13 protein-coding genes are annotated in these 16,081 nt (G+C 69.0%); all 13 read left to right on the plus strand.

The window, feature by feature from the left end; genetic code table 11:
• Positions 1-56: 56 nt before the first annotated feature.
• The 13 genes from AB4Z42_RS22285 (at position 57) to AB4Z42_RS22345 (ending at position 16,070) form a co-directional block, all read left to right on the plus strand.
• Positions 57-464, plus strand: coding sequence for a DUF3040 domain-containing protein (locus AB4Z42_RS22285; RefSeq protein ID WP_442011396.1), 408 nt, complete (start codon positions 57-59; stop codon positions 462-464).
• A 324-nt stretch (positions 465-788) separates the two neighbouring features.
• Positions 789-1,220 carry a division/cell wall cluster transcriptional repressor MraZ gene (gene mraZ, locus AB4Z42_RS22290; RefSeq protein WP_006240863.1) on the plus strand — a complete coding sequence of 144 codons (432 nt, stop codon included), beginning with the start codon at positions 789-791 and terminating at the stop codon, positions 1,218-1,220.
• Positions 1,195-2,331, plus strand: coding sequence for a 16S rRNA (cytosine(1402)-N(4))-methyltransferase RsmH (gene rsmH / locus AB4Z42_RS22295; RefSeq protein ID WP_442011397.1), 1,137 nt, complete (start codon positions 1,195-1,197; stop codon positions 2,329-2,331). The genes mraZ and rsmH overlap by 26 nt, the downstream gene beginning before the upstream one ends.
• Positions 2,328-3,302 (plus strand): hypothetical protein, encoded by a 975-nt coding sequence (locus AB4Z42_RS22300; protein ID WP_442011398.1) that lies wholly within the window; start codon positions 2,328-2,330, stop codon positions 3,300-3,302. The genes rsmH and AB4Z42_RS22300 overlap by 4 nt, the downstream gene beginning before the upstream one ends.
• The gene (locus AB4Z42_RS22305) at positions 3,299-5,221 is read left to right on the plus strand and encodes a peptidoglycan D,D-transpeptidase FtsI family protein (RefSeq protein WP_442011399.1); all 1,923 of its coding nucleotides are present in this window, start codon (positions 3,299-3,301) and stop codon (positions 5,219-5,221) included. Before AB4Z42_RS22300 ends, AB4Z42_RS22305 begins: the two co-directional genes overlap by 4 nt.
• Before the next feature lie 90 nt (positions 5,222-5,311).
• Entirely contained in the window at positions 5,312-6,856 is a 1,545-nt protein-coding gene (locus AB4Z42_RS22310; RefSeq protein ID WP_442011400.1) for a UDP-N-acetylmuramoyl-L-alanyl-D-glutamate--2,6-diaminopimelate ligase, read from the plus strand.
• Positions 6,853-8,385 carry a UDP-N-acetylmuramoyl-tripeptide--D-alanyl-D-alanine ligase gene (locus tag AB4Z42_RS22315; RefSeq protein WP_442011401.1) on the plus strand — a complete coding sequence of 511 codons (1,533 nt, stop codon included), beginning with the start codon at positions 6,853-6,855 and terminating at the stop codon, positions 8,383-8,385. Before AB4Z42_RS22310 ends, AB4Z42_RS22315 begins: the two co-directional genes overlap by 4 nt.
• Positions 8,382-9,461, plus strand: coding sequence for a phospho-N-acetylmuramoyl-pentapeptide-transferase (gene mraY, locus AB4Z42_RS22320; RefSeq protein WP_442011402.1), 1,080 nt, complete (start codon positions 8,382-8,384; stop codon positions 9,459-9,461). The genes AB4Z42_RS22315 and mraY overlap by 4 nt, the downstream gene beginning before the upstream one ends.
• Before the next feature lies 1 nt (position 9,462).
• Positions 9,463-10,881, plus strand: coding sequence for a UDP-N-acetylmuramoyl-L-alanine--D-glutamate ligase (gene murD / locus AB4Z42_RS22325; protein ID WP_442011403.1), 1,419 nt, complete (start codon positions 9,463-9,465; stop codon positions 10,879-10,881).
• Positions 10,882-10,886: 5 nt separating this feature from the next.
• A complete protein-coding gene (gene ftsW, locus AB4Z42_RS22330) occupies positions 10,887-12,437 on the plus strand; it encodes a putative lipid II flippase FtsW (RefSeq protein ID WP_442011404.1) in 1,551 nt (516 codons plus the stop codon).
• A gap of 140 nt (positions 12,438-12,577) precedes the next feature.
• Positions 12,578-13,615, plus strand: coding sequence for an undecaprenyldiphospho-muramoylpentapeptide beta-N-acetylglucosaminyltransferase (murG, locus tag AB4Z42_RS22335; protein ID WP_442011529.1), 1,038 nt, complete (start codon positions 12,578-12,580; stop codon positions 13,613-13,615).
• A 68-nt stretch (positions 13,616-13,683) separates the two neighbouring features.
• Positions 13,684-15,096 (plus strand): UDP-N-acetylmuramate--L-alanine ligase, encoded by a 1,413-nt coding sequence (murC, locus tag AB4Z42_RS22340; RefSeq protein ID WP_442011530.1) that lies wholly within the window; start codon positions 13,684-13,686, stop codon positions 15,094-15,096.
• Complete coding sequence (locus AB4Z42_RS22345) at positions 15,093-16,070, plus strand: cell division protein FtsQ/DivIB (RefSeq protein ID WP_442011405.1); 978 nt, start codon at positions 15,093-15,095, stop codon at positions 16,068-16,070. The genes murC and AB4Z42_RS22345 overlap by 4 nt, the downstream gene beginning before the upstream one ends.
• The last annotated feature ends 11 nt before the right edge of the window (positions 16,071-16,081 follow it).

The raw sequence follows: 16,081 nt of genomic DNA on the forward strand, positions 1-16,081 counted from the left end.
CATTTTGAACGATAGAGACCGGTCGCATCGGCTCCACGGCCCCGAGGGAGGGACGAATGCCACTCTCCGATCATGAGCAGCGCATGCTCGATCAGATCGAGAGCGCGCTCTATGCCGAGGACCCGAAGTTCGCTTCGAGCGTTCGCGGTGGGACGTTGCGCGCGCCCTCCACCCGGCGTCGACTGCAGGGTGCAGCGCTTTTCGTGATCGGGCTGGCGATGCTGGTGGCGGGTATCGCGATCCCGGCCACCCGGATCGGGGACTTCGCGATCCTTTCCGTGGTCGGATTCATCGTGATGTTCGGTGGGGTGGTCTTCGCGATCACAGGCCCGCGAGTGGCGGGCGGTCGCGGCCGTTCGGCCCCCGACGAAGTCGGACAGCAGCGGCAGAAGCGTGCCAAGGGCGCCGGTGGCTCGTTCACCAGTCGCATGGAGGACAGGTTCCGTCGCCGTTTCGACGAGTAGGACGGCTCGGACGGCCAGGACAGCACTGACCCAGGGGTAGCCCAGACCGGGCTACCCCTTTTTTGTGCCCCCACACCGCCCCACCATTCCGCTTTATCCCGTTGAGCTGCGGTTTTCGTAGCGCTGTTCCGTGCCGTATCCGGGCAGCGCCGTTCGCGTAGCGCGTATTTCCCTGATGAGTGGGGGCACGACCTTAAATTTCGCTGTCAAATGGAGTGATGTGGGGAATTGTGGGGTAAAGTGGCGGCAACGGAGCAACCGGGGCTCCGTCCGGAGGGCAGAAGCGAAGCGCTCGGGACCGGCCTGAGCGTGGGAGGTGGCGGGATGTTTCTCGGCACCTACACGCCAAAGCTCGATGACAAGGGGCGGCTCACGTTGCCCGCCAAGTTCCGCGACGCGCTGGCAGGAGGGTTGATGGTCACCAAAGGCCAAGATCACAGCCTTGCCGTCTATCCGCGCGCAGAGTTCGAAAAGCTGGCACGACGGGCATCGCAGGCGTCCCGGAGCAATCCGGAGGCCCGGGCATTCCTGCGAAATCTCGCCGCGGCCACTGACGAACAGCATCCCGACACACAAGGCCGGATCACGTTGTCGGCCGATCATCGCCGCTACGCCAACCTCTCGAAGGATTGCGTGGTGATCGGATCGGTCGACTACCTCGAGATCTGGGATTCGGCGGCGTGGCAGGAATACCAGCAGTCCCACGAAGAAAACTTCTCCGCGGCCACAGATGAAGCTCTGCACGACATCATCTGATGCCGCCGACCGGCACGTTGCCCGTGCATCGTGGCCTCTGCCCGAACCGGCCCTGGCGTACTTCCCCGACGCCAGGTCCGCGCTCTCGGACAGGGACCTCGATGCAGGGACCTTCGCCGGAGGCTTAGACGGGTTCACTGCGATGCCTGACCACATTCCGGTCCTGCTCGACCGTTGCGTCGAACTCCTGGCTCCGGCACTGACCAGGAACGGTCCCGACGGCAGTGGCGCCGTACTCATCGACGCGACCCTCGGCGCAGGCGGGCACGCCGAGCGGTTCCTCACCGAGTTTCCCGCCTTGCGGCTGATCGGCCTCGATCGCGACCCCAACGCCCTCTGGATCGCAGGCGAGCGGTTGTCCACGTTCGGCGACCGAGTCCTGCTGGTGCGCACCCGCTATGACGGGATCGGCGGCGTGCTCGACCAAACCGATTACTGGGCAACGAATGTGGACGGCATCCTCTTCGACCTCGGGGTGTCCTCGATGCAACTCGACCGCACTGAGCGCGGGTTCTCCTACTCCTCGGATGCGCCGCTGGACATGCGGATGGATCCCGACGCGCCACTGACCGCGGCCGAGGTGCTCAACACCTACGACGAGCGGTCGCTGGCGCGGCTCCTGCGTGAGTTCGGCGAGGAGCGGTTCGCCAGCCGCATCGCCAAACAGATCGCCCGTCGGCGCGCCGACCGGCCGTTCGCGACCACCGGCGAGCTCGTGGAGTTGCTGTACCAGGCGATACCCGCACCCGCTCGCCGCACCGGTGGGCATCCGGCGAAGCGGACCTTCCAGGCACTGCGCATCGCGGTCAACGGCGAGCTGGATTCGCTACGCGACGCACTGCCCGCCGCACTCGACGCGCTGGCGCCCGGCGGCCGCATCGTGGTGATGGCCTACCAGTCCCTGGAGGACCGCATCGTGAAGAACCAGTTCTCGGCGGTTACGGCGTCGCGCACGCCACCCGGCCTGCCGGTCGAATTGCCCGGGCACGAACCCGAATTCGTCGCCTTGACCCGCGGTGCGGAGCGCGCCGGGGACGAGGAGATCGCTTTGAACCCGCGTAGCGCATCGGTGCGGCTACGGGCATTGGAAAAGGGTGGGGGACGGCCATGAAGGCGAAGCAGACCAAGCAGACCAAGCAGGTCAAGCGGTCGGCGCCGGTGCGCGGGACCGACGAGCGCAGGCGCAAGGCCCGTAACGGTGGTCGCGCCGCCGAGGCGCCGTCACGCCGCAAGCCCGCCCGCGAGCAGCGGCCGATGCGGTCTGCGCCCCAGACCAGTCCGATGCAGCGCCCCAAGGGCGCTCCTGCGCGGCCGAAGAACGCCGGTCAGGCCAAGGCGCGTGCCAAGGCGCGTAAAGCCAAGGCACCCAAGGTCATCCGGCCCCCTTTGCGTGAGCGCATCATCGTCAAGCTGGCGTCGATCGACCTGAACCCCCGCACGCTGGTCGCCAGGGTGCCGTTCGTGGTCCTGGTCATCGGAGCGCTCGGCGCAGGTCTGGGTACGACGCTGTGGCTGTCGACCGACGCCGCTGAGCGCTCTTATCAGCTGGGCACCGCCCGCAATACGAATCAGGCGCTGCTGCAACAGAAGGAAGCGCTCGAACGCGATGTACTCGAGGCGCAGGCCGCACCTGCCCTGGCCGAGGCGGCGCGCGGCCTCGGCATGATCCCGTCCCGCGACACCGCGCATCTCGTGCAGGACCCCGCGGGCAACTGGATCGTCGTCGGCACCCCCAAACCCGCCGAAGGCGTTCCGCCGCCTCCACTTAACGTGCCGCTCCCCGACGAGGCGCCGCCAGCGCCTCCGCCGCCACCGGCGGCGCGCGTCACGGATCCGCGTGAGGTCACCGTGCGTGTTCCGCAGCAGTCCGCTCCCGCTCCCGCGCTCGCGCCCGGCGCCAACCAACCGGTGCCGGTTCCACCGACTGCTCCGTCGGCAACCGCACCCGGGGTCGAGGTGCCGCACGCCGCGACGGGAACGTTGCCGGCGCTCGGCCCGTTGCCTGCCACTCCCGCGGCACCGTCGGCACCCGTGCTCCAACAACCGCTGATCGTGCCGCCGGCCCCAGGTGCTCCGGCATGAGCCGCGGCAAGAGCGCCCCGCGCGGCGGTGACAAGCCGAAGGCCCGCGTCGCGGCGAAGACTCAGGAGCGCTCCGCGCGCTCGCGGCGCACCCGCACAGCCGCGTCCGACGGCGGTCTGCGCAGCGCGTCCTTCGTGTTCCGGCACCGCGTCGGCAACGCCGTCATCTTTCTGGTGCTGATCGTCGCCGCGGGGCAGTTGTTCAATCTCCAGGTGCCGCGGGCCGAAGGCCTCCGCGCCGAGGCGGCGAGCCAGCTCAAGGTCACCGACATCGACAAGGCGGTGCGCGGTGCGATCGTCGACCGCAACAACGACAAGTTGGCCTTCACCATCGAGGCCCGCGCGCTGACGTTCCAGCCGGTCAGGATCCGCAAGCAACTGGCCGAGGCGCGGGCGAAGACGCCTGACGCACCGGATCCGGAGAAGCGGCTGCGCGACATCGCGACCGAGTTGGCGTTGCGGCTGAACAACAAGCCCACCGCCGCACAGGTTTTGAAGAAGCTCAAGAGCAACGACACATTCGTCTATCTGGCCCGCGCGGTCGATCCGGTCATCGCCGACGCGATCACCACCAAGTTCCCCGAAGTCGGCTCGGAGCGCCAGGATCTGCGCCAGTACCCGGGCGGATCGCTGGCGGCCAACATCGTCGGCGGTATCGACTGGGACGGCCACGGACTGCTCGGCATGGAGGACTCGCTCGACGCCGTGCTGGCCGGGACGGACGGTTCGCTCACATATGACCGCGGCTCCGACGGTGTGGTGATTCCGGGGAGCTACCGCAACCGCCACGATGCGGTGGACGGGTCGACGGTCCAGCTGACCCTCGACGACGACATCCAGTTCTATGTGCAGCAGCAGGTCCAGCTGGCCAAGGATCGGTCCGGCGCGAAGAACGTGTCAGCGGTGGTGCTGGACTCCAAGACCGGTGAAGTGCTCGCGATGGCGAATGACAGCACCTTCGATCCGAGCCAGGACGTCGGCAGGCAGGACAACCGGCAACTGGGCAACCTCTCGGTGTCGTCACCCTTCGAACCCGGCTCGGTCAACAAGATCATCACCGCCGCCTCGGTGATCGAATACGGGCTGTCCAACCCCGACGAGGTGCTGCAGGTGCCGGGCTCGATCGACATGGGCGGCGTCACCGTCGGTGATGCCTGGGAGCACGGCGTCATGCCCTACACGACCACCGGCGTCTTCGGGAAGTCCTCCAACGTCGGCACGCTGATGCTCGCCCAGCGGCTCGGTCCGCAGCGCTACGCCGAAATGGTGCGCAAGTTCGGTCTGGGCCAGCGCACCGGCGTCGGGCTGCCAGGCGAGAGCGCGGGTCTGGTCCCGCCGATCGACCAGTGGTCGGGCAGCACCTTCTCGAACTTGCCTATCGGGCAGGGTCTCTCGATGACGCTGCTTCAGATGACGGGCATGTACCAGACCATCGCCAATGACGGCGTCCGCATGCCACCGCGCATCGTCAAGACGACCATCGCACCCGATGGCACCCGCACCGACGAACCGCGGCCGGAAGGCGTGCGGGTGGTGTCGCCAGAGACCGCGAAGACCGTCCGACAGATGCTGCGGGCGACGCTGCAACGCGACCCCATGGGTACACAGCAGGGCACCGGGTCGACGGGCGCCGTCGAGGGTTACCAGCTCTCCGGTAAGACGGGTACCGCACAGCAGATCAACCCGGGCTGCGGTTGCTACTACAACGACGTCTACTGGATCACGTTCGCAGGCATCGCCACGACCGACGATCCGCGCTATGTCGTCGGCGTGATGATGGACAACCCGCACCGCACCGCCGATGGCCAGCCCGGCACGACGGCGGCGCCGCTGTTCCACAACATCGCGGCCTGGTTGCTTCAGCGCGAGAACGTGCCGCTCTCACCCGAAGGCCCGCGCCTGACGCTGCAAGCCGATTGAGCGCTTGGGGACCCCAGCTTGCTAGGGGAGGTCCCCACCTTGCTTGGGGAGGGACAGGGCCGCGCACCCGGCCGGTAACGTGACATGGCCATGAACCTGCGTCCCACCCACCCCGTCGGCAGCGCCCTCGGACTGCTTGCCGAGCAGGTCGCCGCGGTGCCAGCGCACAGTGGCGGGGTCGACGACATCTGGATCACGGGGGTGACGCTGCGCAGTCAGGACGTTGCTGCCGGCGACCTGTTCGCCGCGCTGCCCGGCGCCTCGTCGCACGGCGCCCGCTTCGCCCGCGAGGCCGTTTCCCGCGGGGCCGCCGCGATCCTCACCGACGCCGACGGGGTCGCCGAGATCGGTTCGGACATCGGTGTGCCGGTGCTGGTGCATCCGGCGCCGCGCTCGGTGCTCGGCGAGGTGGCCGCCACGGTCTACGGGCATCCGTCGGAGAAACTGCGCGTCATCGGGATCACCGGAACGTCGGGCAAGACGACCACCACGTATCTCGTCGAGGCGGGCCTGCGCTCGGCCGAGCGGATCGCGGGTCTGGTGGGCACAGTCGGTCTCCGCATCGACGGCCGCGACCAGCCCAGCGCGTTGACCACACCGGAAGCCCCAGACCTGCAGGCGCTGCTCGCGGTGATGGTCGAACAAGGCGTCGACACCGTGGTCATGGAGGTGTCGAGCCATGCGCTGACTCTCGGCCGCGTCGACGGGGTGCGGTTCGCGGTCGGCGGGTTCACCAACCTCTCCCGTGATCATCTGGATTTCCATCCGACGATGCAGGACTATTTCGACGCCAAGGCGCAACTCTTTGAGCCCGAATCCCCAACGCATGCAACGGTTTCGGTGGTGTGTATCGATGACGACGCGGGCCGGGCGATGGCTGCGCTCGCGCAGGACCCGGTGTCGGTCAGCGCCGCCGGGCGGGATGCCGACTGGCGGGTCGACGATGTGCGCACCACGGGCGAGGGTTCGGAGGGTGGCCAGGAATTCCTTGCCGTCGATCCCGCGGGTGTGCACCACGGGCTGAGGATCGGCCTGCCGGGCCGCTACAACGTCGCCAACTGCCTGCTGGCGGTGGCGCTCCTGGACGCTGTCGGGGTGTCGCCGGAACAGGCGGCGCCGGGTCTGCGCACCGCAACCGTTCCGGGGCGGCTGGAACCCGTCGACCGCGGGCAGCCGTTCCTCGCACTGGTCGACTACGCGCACAAGCCCGGCGCGCTGAAGGCGGTACTCCAGACGTTGCGCGAGCACGGCACCAGACGGCTTGCCGTGGTGTTCGGCGCAGGCGGCAACCGCGACACAGGCAAGCGGGAACCGATGGGCAGCGTCGCGGCCGAACTGGCTGACCTGGTCGTGGTCACCGACGACAACCCTCGCGACGAGGACCCGGCCACGATCCGTGCGGCGGTTGTCGCCGGTGCGAAGGACCAGGCCGCGGGGAGCCGCGCGGAAATCGTCGAGATCGGGGACCGTCGCGAGGCCATCGACTTCGCGGTCGCCTGGGCGCAACCCGGCGACGTCGTGCTCGTGGCTGGAAAAGGCCACGAGCCGGGACAGACCAGCCACGGCGTGACCCGGCCGTTCGACGATCGCGACGAGCTCACTGCGGCGCTCGAGGCATTGGGCCATCGCGCGTGATCGATCTGACCATCGCCGAGATCGCCGCCATCGTCGGCGGGCGCCTCGCCGACATCAGCCCCGAGCAGGCCGCCGCGACCCGGGTCAGCGGGACCGTCGAATTCGACTCGCGCGCCGTCGGTCCCGGAGGTCTGTTTCTCGCCCTGCCCGGCGCCCGCTCCGACGGACACGACTTCGCGGCCGCGGCGGTCGGGCAAGGCGCGGTCGCGGTGCTGGCCGCGCGGCCCGTCGGAGTGCCCGCGATCGTCGTCGAGCCCGCGGCCGGGCCGGGGGGCGACGGGACCGCGAGCGTGCTCGAACACGACGTCGACGGATCGGGTGCGGCGGTGCTTGACGCCCTGGCCCGCCTGGCCGGAGCCGTCGCCGCACGGCTTGTCGAAGGCGGACTGACGATCGTCGGGGTCACCGGATCGTCGGGTAAGACCTCGACCAAGGATCTGCTTGCGGCGGTGCTCACCCCGCTCGGTGAGGTCATCGCCCCGCCGGGCTCGTTCAACAACGAACTCGGCCATCCGTGGACGGTTCTGCGGGCAACCGAATCCACCGACTATCTGGTACTCGAGATGTCGGCCCGACACCGCGGCAATATCGCGGCGCTGGCCGCGATCGCCCCGCCGTCGATCGCGGTCGTGCTCAACGTGGGCACCGCACACCTCGGCGAGTTCGGTTCGCGGGAGGCCATCGCGGAGACGAAAGCCGAACTGCCCCAAGCTGTCCCGTCGTCGGGAGCGGTGGTCCTCAACGTCGACGATTCGGCGGTGGCCGCGATGGCAGATTTGACCGCAGCCCGTGTCGTGCGCGTGTCGCGCTCGCCAGGGACCGACCTGTGGGCGGATGCGGTGACGCTCGACGAGCTGGCGCGGCCCCGGTTCACGCTGCACACCGAGGACGGTCAGATCGACGTCGCGCTTGCGGTGCACGGCGACCACCAGGTGTCCAACGCGTTGTGCGCGGCGGCCGTCGCGCTCGAGTGCGGCGCGACACTCGAGCAGGTCGCCGCGGCACTGGCCGGGGCGGGCCCGGCGTCCAGACACCGCATGCAGGTTGCGACCCGCGCAGACGGTGTGACGATCGTCAACGACGCCTACAACGCCAACCCCGACTCCATGCGCGCCGGGCTCAAGGCGCTGGCCTGGATGGCGCGCGGGGAGGGCAGGGGAGGTCCACGCCCGGAGGGCGGGGGACGCCGCAGCTGGGCGGTGCTCGGTGAGATGGCCGAACTCGGTGAGGACGCGATATCGGAGCATGACAACATCGGCCGGTTGGCCGTGCGATTAGATGTGTCACGACTGATCGTCATTGGAACCGGGAGGGCTATGAGCGCCATGCACCACGGCGCGGTGATGGAGGGGTCGTGGGGGGCTGAGGCCACCATGGTCGCCGACGCCGACGCCGCGCTGGCAGTGCTTCGGTCGGAACTGCGGGCCGGTGACGTGGTGCTCGTCAAAGGCTCCAACTCGGCCGGGCTCGGCGCTCTCGCCGACGTCTTGATCGCCGACCGTGCCGATCAGGGGGACCCGACCGCATGAGGCAGATCCTCTTCGCCGTCGGTATCGCCCTGACGGTCTCGATCCTGCTCACCCCGGTGCTGGTCCGGTTGTTCACCCGGCAGGGCTTCGGTCACGAGATCCGCGAGGACGGGCCGCCGAGCCATCACAAGAAGCGGGGCACGCCGTCGATGGGCGGCGTGGCCATCGTCGCGGGTATCTGGGCCTCGTATCTCGGCACGCACCTGGTGGGGGTGGTGATCGACGGCAAGGGCCCGTCCGCCTCGGGCCTGCTGGTACTCGGACTGGCTACCGCACTCGGCTTCGTCGGCTTCGTAGACGACCTCATCAAGATCCGGCGCTCGCGCAACCTGGGCCTGAACAAGACGGCCAAGACCGTCGGCATCCTCGTCGCCGCCGTGATTTTCGGTGTTCTCGCGCTGCAGTTCCGCAACACCGACGGGCTGACACCGGGCAGCGCTGATTTGTCCTATGTCCGCGAGATCGCCACGGTGACGCTTCCGCCCGCACTGTTCATCCTGTTCTGCGTCACGCTCATCTACGCATGGTCCAACGCGGTGAACTTCACCGACGGCCTGGACGGCCTGGCCGCCGGCGCGATGGCGATGGTGTGCGCGGCCTACGTGCTGATCACCTTCTGGCAGTTCCGCAACGCGTGCGCCATCAGTCCCGGCCTGGGTTGCTACAACGTGCGCGACCCGCTGGACCTCGCGATCCTCGCCGCGGCGACGACCGGCGCCTGCATCGGGTTCCTGTGGTGGAATGCCGCGCCCGCCAAGATCTTCATGGGCGACACCGGGTCGCTGGCGCTGGGCGGCATCATCGCGGGTCTGTCGGTGACCAGCCGCACCGAGATGCTCGCGGTCGTGCTCGGCGCGCTGTTCGTCGCCGAGGTCACGTCGGTTGTCGTGCAGATCATGGCGTTTCGCACGACCGGGCGACGGGTGTTCCGCATGGCGCCGTTCCATCATCACTTCGAATTGGTGGGATGGGCCGAAACCACGGTGATCATCCGCTTCTGGCTGTTGACCGCGATCGCCTGCGGGCTCGGTGTCGCACTGTTCTACAGCGAGTGGCTCACCACCGTCGGCGCCTGACGTGAGCGACCTGGATCTGTTGGTGCCGGGGGCGCGCGTCCTGGTGACCGGCGCGGGCATCACCGGGCGTTCGGTGAGCGCCGTGCTGGAGCCGACGGGTGTGCGGCTGACCATCTGCGATGACGATCCGCTTGCGCTGCAACGGCTCATCACACCGGCGCGCGTGGTCACCGCCGCCGAAGCGCAGGCGAGCATCGCCGACTACGACCTCGTGGTGACGAGTCCCGGATTTCCGCCGACGGCGCCCGTGCTGGCCGGCGCCGCCAACGCCGGCGTGCCGATCTGGGGGGACGTGGAATTGGCCTGGCGGCTGGACAGTTCCGGTCACTTCGGCCCGCCGCGGCAATGGCTCGTCGTCACCGGAACGAACGGCAAGACCACCACGACGTCGATGCTGTACGCAATGCTGATCGCCGCGGGTCGTCGCGCCGCGCTGTGCGGCAACATCGGTAATCCGGTGCTCGACGTGCTCGGCGAACCCTCCGAGGTGCTGGCCGTCGAGCTGTCCAGTTTTCAACTGCACTGGGCGCCATCGCTGCGACCGGAGGCGGGCGTGGTGCTCAATGTCGCCGAGGACCACCTGGACTGGCACGGCAGCATGGCGGCCTACGCCAGCGACAAGGCGCGCGCGCTGCAGGGCCGGGTCGCCATCGCCGGCGTCGACGATCCGGTCGCCGCGGGTCTGCTGGACACGGCTGAGGCCCGGGTGCGTGTCGGCTTCCGGCTGGACCGGCCGGCGGTGGGCGAGCTCGGCGTCGATGACGGGATGCTCGTCGACAACGCATTCGGCGACCGGGTGTCGCTCGCGCCTGCCGCATCCATCCCGGTGGCCGGACCGGTCGGGGTGCTCGACGCGCTGGCCGCGGCGGCGCTGGCCCGCGCGGCCGGAGTGCCACCGGAGCCCATCGCCGACGCGCTGGCGGGGTTCCAGGTGGGCAGCCACCGCGCCGAGGTCATCGGCGTGCACGACGGCGTCACCTACGTCGACGATTCCAAGGCCACCAACCCGCATGCCGCGCAGGCATCGATCACCGCGTATCCCCGTGTGGTCTGGATCGCCGGCGGGCTGCTCAAGGGCGCATCGGTCGACGAACTCGTGGCGGCGGTGGCGAACCGGCTGGTCGCGGCGGTGTTGATCGGACGCGACCGTGAGCTGATCGCGAACGCGTTATCGCGACACGCCCCGGATGTCCCCGTGGTTCAGCCTGTGACGGGGGAGGATTTTGGGGTGCATGGGAAAGATGAGACTGGTGTGACTGGTGAGGCGGTGATGACAACCGTCATCGAGGCCGCGTCACGTCTCGCCGGACCTGGGGACACCGTCCTGCTGGCACCGGCCGGGGCATCCTTCGACCAGTTCAGCGGCTACGGCCACCGCGGTGATGCATTCGCCGCAGCCGTGCACGCCCTGTCCCGGTAACGGCCATGAGCAACATTCTGACCCGATTGCGGCACCGCAGGACGGGCGACAACTCACTGGCGGAGACTTCGCACGCGGACAAGGCACCCCGCACCCGGTTCGGCGCCTGGCTCGGCAGGCCGATGACGTCGTTCCATCTCATCATCGCCGTGGCCGCCCTGCTCGTCACCCTCGGCCTGACGATGGTGCTGTCCGCCTCCGGTGTGTATTCCTACGACACCGACGGGTCGCCCTGGATGGTGTTCGCCAGGCAGGTGCTGTGGACCGTCGTCGGTCTCTTCGCGTTCTACGTCGCGATGCGTATGCCCATCCACGTGATGCGAAGCTTGGCGTTCTCCGGGTTCGCCATCTCCATCGTCCTGTTGGTCCTCGTGCTCATTCCGGGAATCGGCAAGGTGGCCAACGGTTCTCGAGGATGGTTTGTCATCGCGGGCTTCTCGATGCAGCCGTCGGAACTCGCGAAGATCGCGTTCCTGCTCTGGGGCGCGCACCTGCTGGCCACCCGTCGTCTCGAGAAGGCCTCACTGCGCGAGTTGCTGATTCCGCTCGTGCCGGCAGCGGTCATCGCGCTGGCCCTCATCGTCGCCCAGCCCGACCTCGGGCAGACGGTGTCGTTGGGCATCATCCTGCTCGGTCTGCTCTGGTACGCCGGCCTGCCATTGCGAGTATTCGTATCGTCGCTCTTCGCGGTCATGGTGTCGGCCGCGGTGCTCGCCATGGCGGAGGGCTACCGCTCCGACCGCGTGATGTCGTGGCTCAATCCCGGCGCCGACTCCCAGGGTTCGGGCTACCAGGCCCGTCAGGCGCGCTTCGCGCTGGCCAACGGCGGTGTGTTCGGCGACGGGCTCGGGCAGGGCACCGCCAAGTGGAACTACCTGCCCAATGCGCACAACGACTTCATCTTCGCCATCATCGGTGAGGAACTCGGCTTCGTCGGGGCGGCAGGGCTGCTGTGCCTGTTCGGGATGTTCGCCTACACCGGCATGCGGATAGCCCGGCGCTCCGCGGATCCGTTCCTGAGACTGCTGACCGCCACCGCGACACTGTGGGTGATGGGCCAGGTGTTCATCAACGTCGGCTACGTGGTCGGCCTGCTGCCGGTGACCGGCCTGCAGCTGCCGCTCATCTCGGCCGGTGGAACATCAACGGCGACAACGCTCTTGATGGTCGGGATCATGGCCAACGCCGCGCGACACGAACCCGAAGCCGTCGCCACCCTGCGCGCGGGGCAGGAGGACCGGGTCAACCGGCTGCTGCGACTGCCGCTGCCGCAACCGTATGTGCCCAGCCGTACCGAGGCAGTGCGTGACCGATTGAAGACGCGTGGCGGAGCCAAGCCGGGGCGGGCGAGTGTGGCCAAGAAGGAACCACGGCCACGCGCCCAGAAGGCGAAGGCTTCCAAGTCCGCGACCAGGACGACCCGCACGCCCGCCAGGGAGAACCGGCGCCAAACCCCCACGGCCGCCCGCGCCGTGCGAGCCCCAAGGCATCATGGAGACGGCCGCGATCGCAAGGGCCGAGGGGTACGCACATTGGAAGGTCAGCGTTACGGGTGAATCGCACGAGTTCCCGAGGGGGCGAGCGGTGGGCCCACCCCCGATGGGCCCACGCGCGTGGCGCAGGGGAGGCAGGGGACGACCGGGGGATATCCGTGGTGCTCGCAGGTGGTGGTACCGCGGGTCATGTCGAACCGGCGATGGCAGTGGCCGACGCCCTGCGAGCGATCGACCCTGACGTGCGGATCACCGCACTCGGCACCGAGCGCGGCCTGGAGACCCGACTGGTCCCCGAACGCGGCTATCACCTGGAGCTGATCACCCCGGTCCCGCTGCCGCGCCGACCGTCCGCCGATCTCGCCCGGCTTCCGATGCGGATACGACGGGCGGTGCGGCAGACCCGCGCCGTACTCGCCGATGTGGACGCCGACGTCGTCATCGGATTCGGAGGCTATGTCGCTCTGCCTGCCTATCTGGCGGCCCGACGGCGCGTACCGGTGGTGGTCCACGAGGCCAACGCCAGCGCCGGGTGGGCGAATCGGGTCGGGGCGCGATCGGCGCGCCGCGTGCTGTCGGCGGTAGAGAATCCGGGACTGCGGGATGTCGAGGTCGTGGGCGTGCCGGTGCGCGCCGCGATCACGTCACTGGACCGCATGGCGCTGCGTGCCGAGGCGCGCGCCCACTTCGGGTTCGACAACGACGCCAAGGTGCTGCTGGTGTTCGGCGGTTCGCAGGGTGCGCAATCGCTCAACCGGGCGGTGTCGGCGGCAGCCAAAGACCTTGCGGCGGCTGGAATCTCGGTGCTGCACGCGCATGGCCCGAAGAACACCCTCGACCTGCGCGAGCCCGCGGACGGAGATCCGCCCTACGTCGCCGTCCCGTACCTGGACCGGATGGACCTCGCCTATGCGGCCGCCGATCTCGCGATCTGCCGGTCGGGGGCGATGACGGTCGCCGAGGTGACGGCCGTCGGACTGCCTTCGGTATACGTGCCGCTGCCGATCGGTAACGGAGAGCAGCGACTCAACGCACTGCCCGTGGTGAACGCAGGCGGCGGCGTCGTCGTCGACGACGCGGACCTGTCGCCGCACTTCGTCGCCGACACGGTCACCGGATTGTTCACCGAGACAGGACGATTGCAGGCCATGACGGCGGCCGCCGCGCTGGCCGGTCACCGCGATGCCGCGCAGAAGGTCGCCGAGGTCGCCCTCGACGTCGCCCGAAAGGGCATGCGGTGAGCGCGAAGTCACCGGAGCCGGAAGGCCGGCGACACCGGATCTTGCCCGAGGAGCTGCAGCGGGTACACATGGTCGGCATCGGGGGAGCAGGTATGTCGGGCATCGCCCGCATCCTGCTGGACCGGGGCGGCCTGGTCTCCGGCTCGGATGCCAAGGAGTCGCGCGGTGTGGTGGCACTGCAGGCGCGAGGCGCGTCGATCCGCATCGGCCACGACGAGTCGTCGCTGGACCTGTTACCGGGCGGACCCACGGCCGTCGTCACCACGCACGCCGCAATTCCCAAGACGAACCCCGAACTGGTCGAGGCGCGCCGTCGTGGCATCCCGGTGATCCTGCGGCCGGTCGTGCTGGCCAAGCTGATGGCCGGCCACACCACGCTGATGGTGACCGGAACCCACGGGAAGACGACCACCACCTCGATGCTGATCGTCGCCCTGCAGCACTGCGGGTTCGATCCGTCGTTCGCGGTCGGCGGGGATCTCGGCGAGGCAGGCACCAACGCTCACCACGGCAGCGGCGACTGCTTTGTCGCGGAGGCCGACGAGAGCGACGGATCGCTCTTGGAGTACAGCCCCGATGTCGCGGTGGTGACCAACGTCGACGTCGACCATCTCGATTTCTACGGCAGTGTGGAGGCCTACCGCGCGGTGTTCGACGATTTCGTCGAGCGCATCAAACCCGGTGGCGCACTTGTGGTGTGCGTCGACGACCCCGGTGCGGCCGCACTCGCCGAACGCACCGCGGCGCTGGGCATCCGCGTCCTGCGTTACGGCAGCGACCCGAACCTGGCGACCGATGCCGCGCTGGTGAGCTGGGAGCAGCACGGCACCGGCGCTGTCGCGCACGTCCGATTGGCCGACGATCCCCGGCCGTGGGTGATGCGACTGGCGGTGCCGGGCAGACATATGGCGCTCAATGCGCTGGCCGCCCTGCTCGCCGCGGTGAACGTCGGGGCGCCCGTCGACGCCGTGCTCGACGGCCTGGCCGGCTTCGAAGGTGTGCGCCGCCGCCTGGAACTGGTCGGCACTGTCAACGGTGTGCGCGTCTTCGACGACTACGCGCACCATCCGACCGAGGTAAGTGCCAACCTGAACACCTTGCAGACGGTGGCGGGCACGGGCCGCTCGGTCGTGGTGTTTCAGCCCCACTTGTATTCGCGGACACAGGCTTTCGCGCAGGAGTTCGGACAGGCGCTAGCTGCGGCCGACGAGGTCTTCGTGCTCGATGTCTACGCCGCGCGCGAGCAGCCGATCGCAGGTGTGAGCGGCGCGAGCATCGCCGAACACGTGAGCGTCCCCGTCACCTACATCCCGGACTTCTCGGCCGTCGCCGAACGCGTCGCCGATGCGGTTCGCCCCGGCGATGTCGTCGTCACCATGGGGGCCGGCGACGTCACCATGCTCGGCTCGGAAATCCTGGCCGCCCTGCACCTCAAAGCCAACCGCACCGTGCCCCGCGGGCCAGGGACGGTGTCGGGATGACCAATCCCACCGAGCCCGCGGAGCCGACGGAGCCCACCGAAGGGACCGATCCCGCGGAGCCCACCGAAGCACCGGCCGAGGTCGACGACGGCGCTGAGACCGACACCACGACCGACGACGCCGAGCCCGAAGAGGCGGCACCCGCCGCGGCGGACGAAACCGATTTCGAGGGGCCGCGGCGCCGGGCACGCAGGGAGCGCGAGGAACGACGCACCGCGCAGGCCCGCGCGACCGCCATCGAAGAGGCGCGTCGCGAGGCCAAACGGCGTGTCACCGGCACTGTCAGTACGAAAAAGCTTGGGCGCGGGACGGTTCGGGGTCTGAAGGCGCTCATGTGGTCGGCACTGATCAGCGTGATCGTCGTCGGGCTCGGTCTACTGCTGTACTTCACGCCGATCATGTCGGCACGCAACTTCGTCGTCGTCGGGCTGGGCGCCGTCCCACAGGACGAGGTCATCAGCGCGATGGGCGTTGCGCAGGGCACCCCGCTGCTCCAGGTCAACACCGACGCGGTCGCCGAGCGGGTGGCCGCGATCCGGCGCGTCGCCAGCGTTCGGGTCCAGCGGGAGTATCCGTCCACACTTCGCGTCACCATCGCCGAGCGGGTGCCGGTGGTGGTCAAGGACTATCCCGACGGACCTCACATGTTCGACCGCGACGGGGTGGATTTCGCGGTTGGGCCGCCGCCGCCCGGCGTGCCGTACCTCGACACGAAGAATCCCGGCCCGGACGACCCCCCGACGATGGCGGCGCTGCAGGTGATGACGTCACTGCGCCCCGAGGTCGCCACCCAGGTCGCCCGCGTCGACGCCCCCTCGGTCGCCGGAATCACCCTGCAGCTCACCGACGGACGCCAGGTGGTGTGGGGGACCACCGACCGCACCGAGGAGAAGGCGCTCAAGCTCGGCGCGCTTCTCACTCAGCCGGGCAGGACCTACGACGTGTCCAGTCCGGATCTGCCGACCGTCAAGTAGATCCGCAAGAA

Source organism: Mycobacterium sp. 2YAF39, assembly GCF_052114565.1.
In the GTDB taxonomy this organism is placed as follows: Bacteria; Actinomycetota; Actinomycetes; order Mycobacteriales; family Mycobacteriaceae; genus Mycobacterium.

What these genes read in the sequence shown, in the direction of transcription:
- AB4Z42_RS22285 (WP_442011396.1), top strand. Translation starts at nt 57, where the DNA reads ATGCCACTCTCCGATCATGAGCAGCGCATGCTCGATCAGATCGAGAGC.
- mraY (WP_442011402.1), top strand. Translation starts at nt 8,382, where the DNA reads ATGAGGCAGATCCTCTTCGCCGTCGGTATCGCCCTGACGGTCTCGATC.
- AB4Z42_RS22305 (WP_442011399.1), top strand. Translation starts at nt 3,299, where the DNA reads ATGAGCCGCGGCAAGAGCGCCCCGCGCGGCGGTGACAAGCCGAAGGCC.
- mraZ (WP_006240863.1), top strand. Translation starts at nt 789, where the DNA reads ATGTTTCTCGGCACCTACACGCCAAAGCTCGATGACAAGGGGCGGCTC.
- rsmH (WP_442011397.1), top strand. Translation starts at nt 1,195, where the DNA reads ATGAAGCTCTGCACGACATCATCTGATGCCGCCGACCGGCACGTTGCC.
- murG (WP_442011529.1), top strand. Translation starts at nt 12,578, where the DNA reads ATGGCAGTGGCCGACGCCCTGCGAGCGATCGACCCTGACGTGCGGATC.
- murC (WP_442011530.1), top strand. Translation starts at nt 13,684, where the DNA reads ATGGTCGGCATCGGGGGAGCAGGTATGTCGGGCATCGCCCGCATCCTG.
- AB4Z42_RS22300 (WP_442011398.1), top strand. Translation starts at nt 2,328, where the DNA reads ATGAAGGCGAAGCAGACCAAGCAGACCAAGCAGGTCAAGCGGTCGGCG.
- ftsW (WP_442011404.1), top strand. Translation starts at nt 10,887, where the DNA reads ATGAGCAACATTCTGACCCGATTGCGGCACCGCAGGACGGGCGACAAC.
- AB4Z42_RS22310 (WP_442011400.1), top strand. Translation starts at nt 5,312, where the DNA reads ATGAACCTGCGTCCCACCCACCCCGTCGGCAGCGCCCTCGGACTGCTT.
- AB4Z42_RS22345 (WP_442011405.1), top strand. Translation starts at nt 15,093, where the DNA reads ATGACCAATCCCACCGAGCCCGCGGAGCCGACGGAGCCCACCGAAGGG.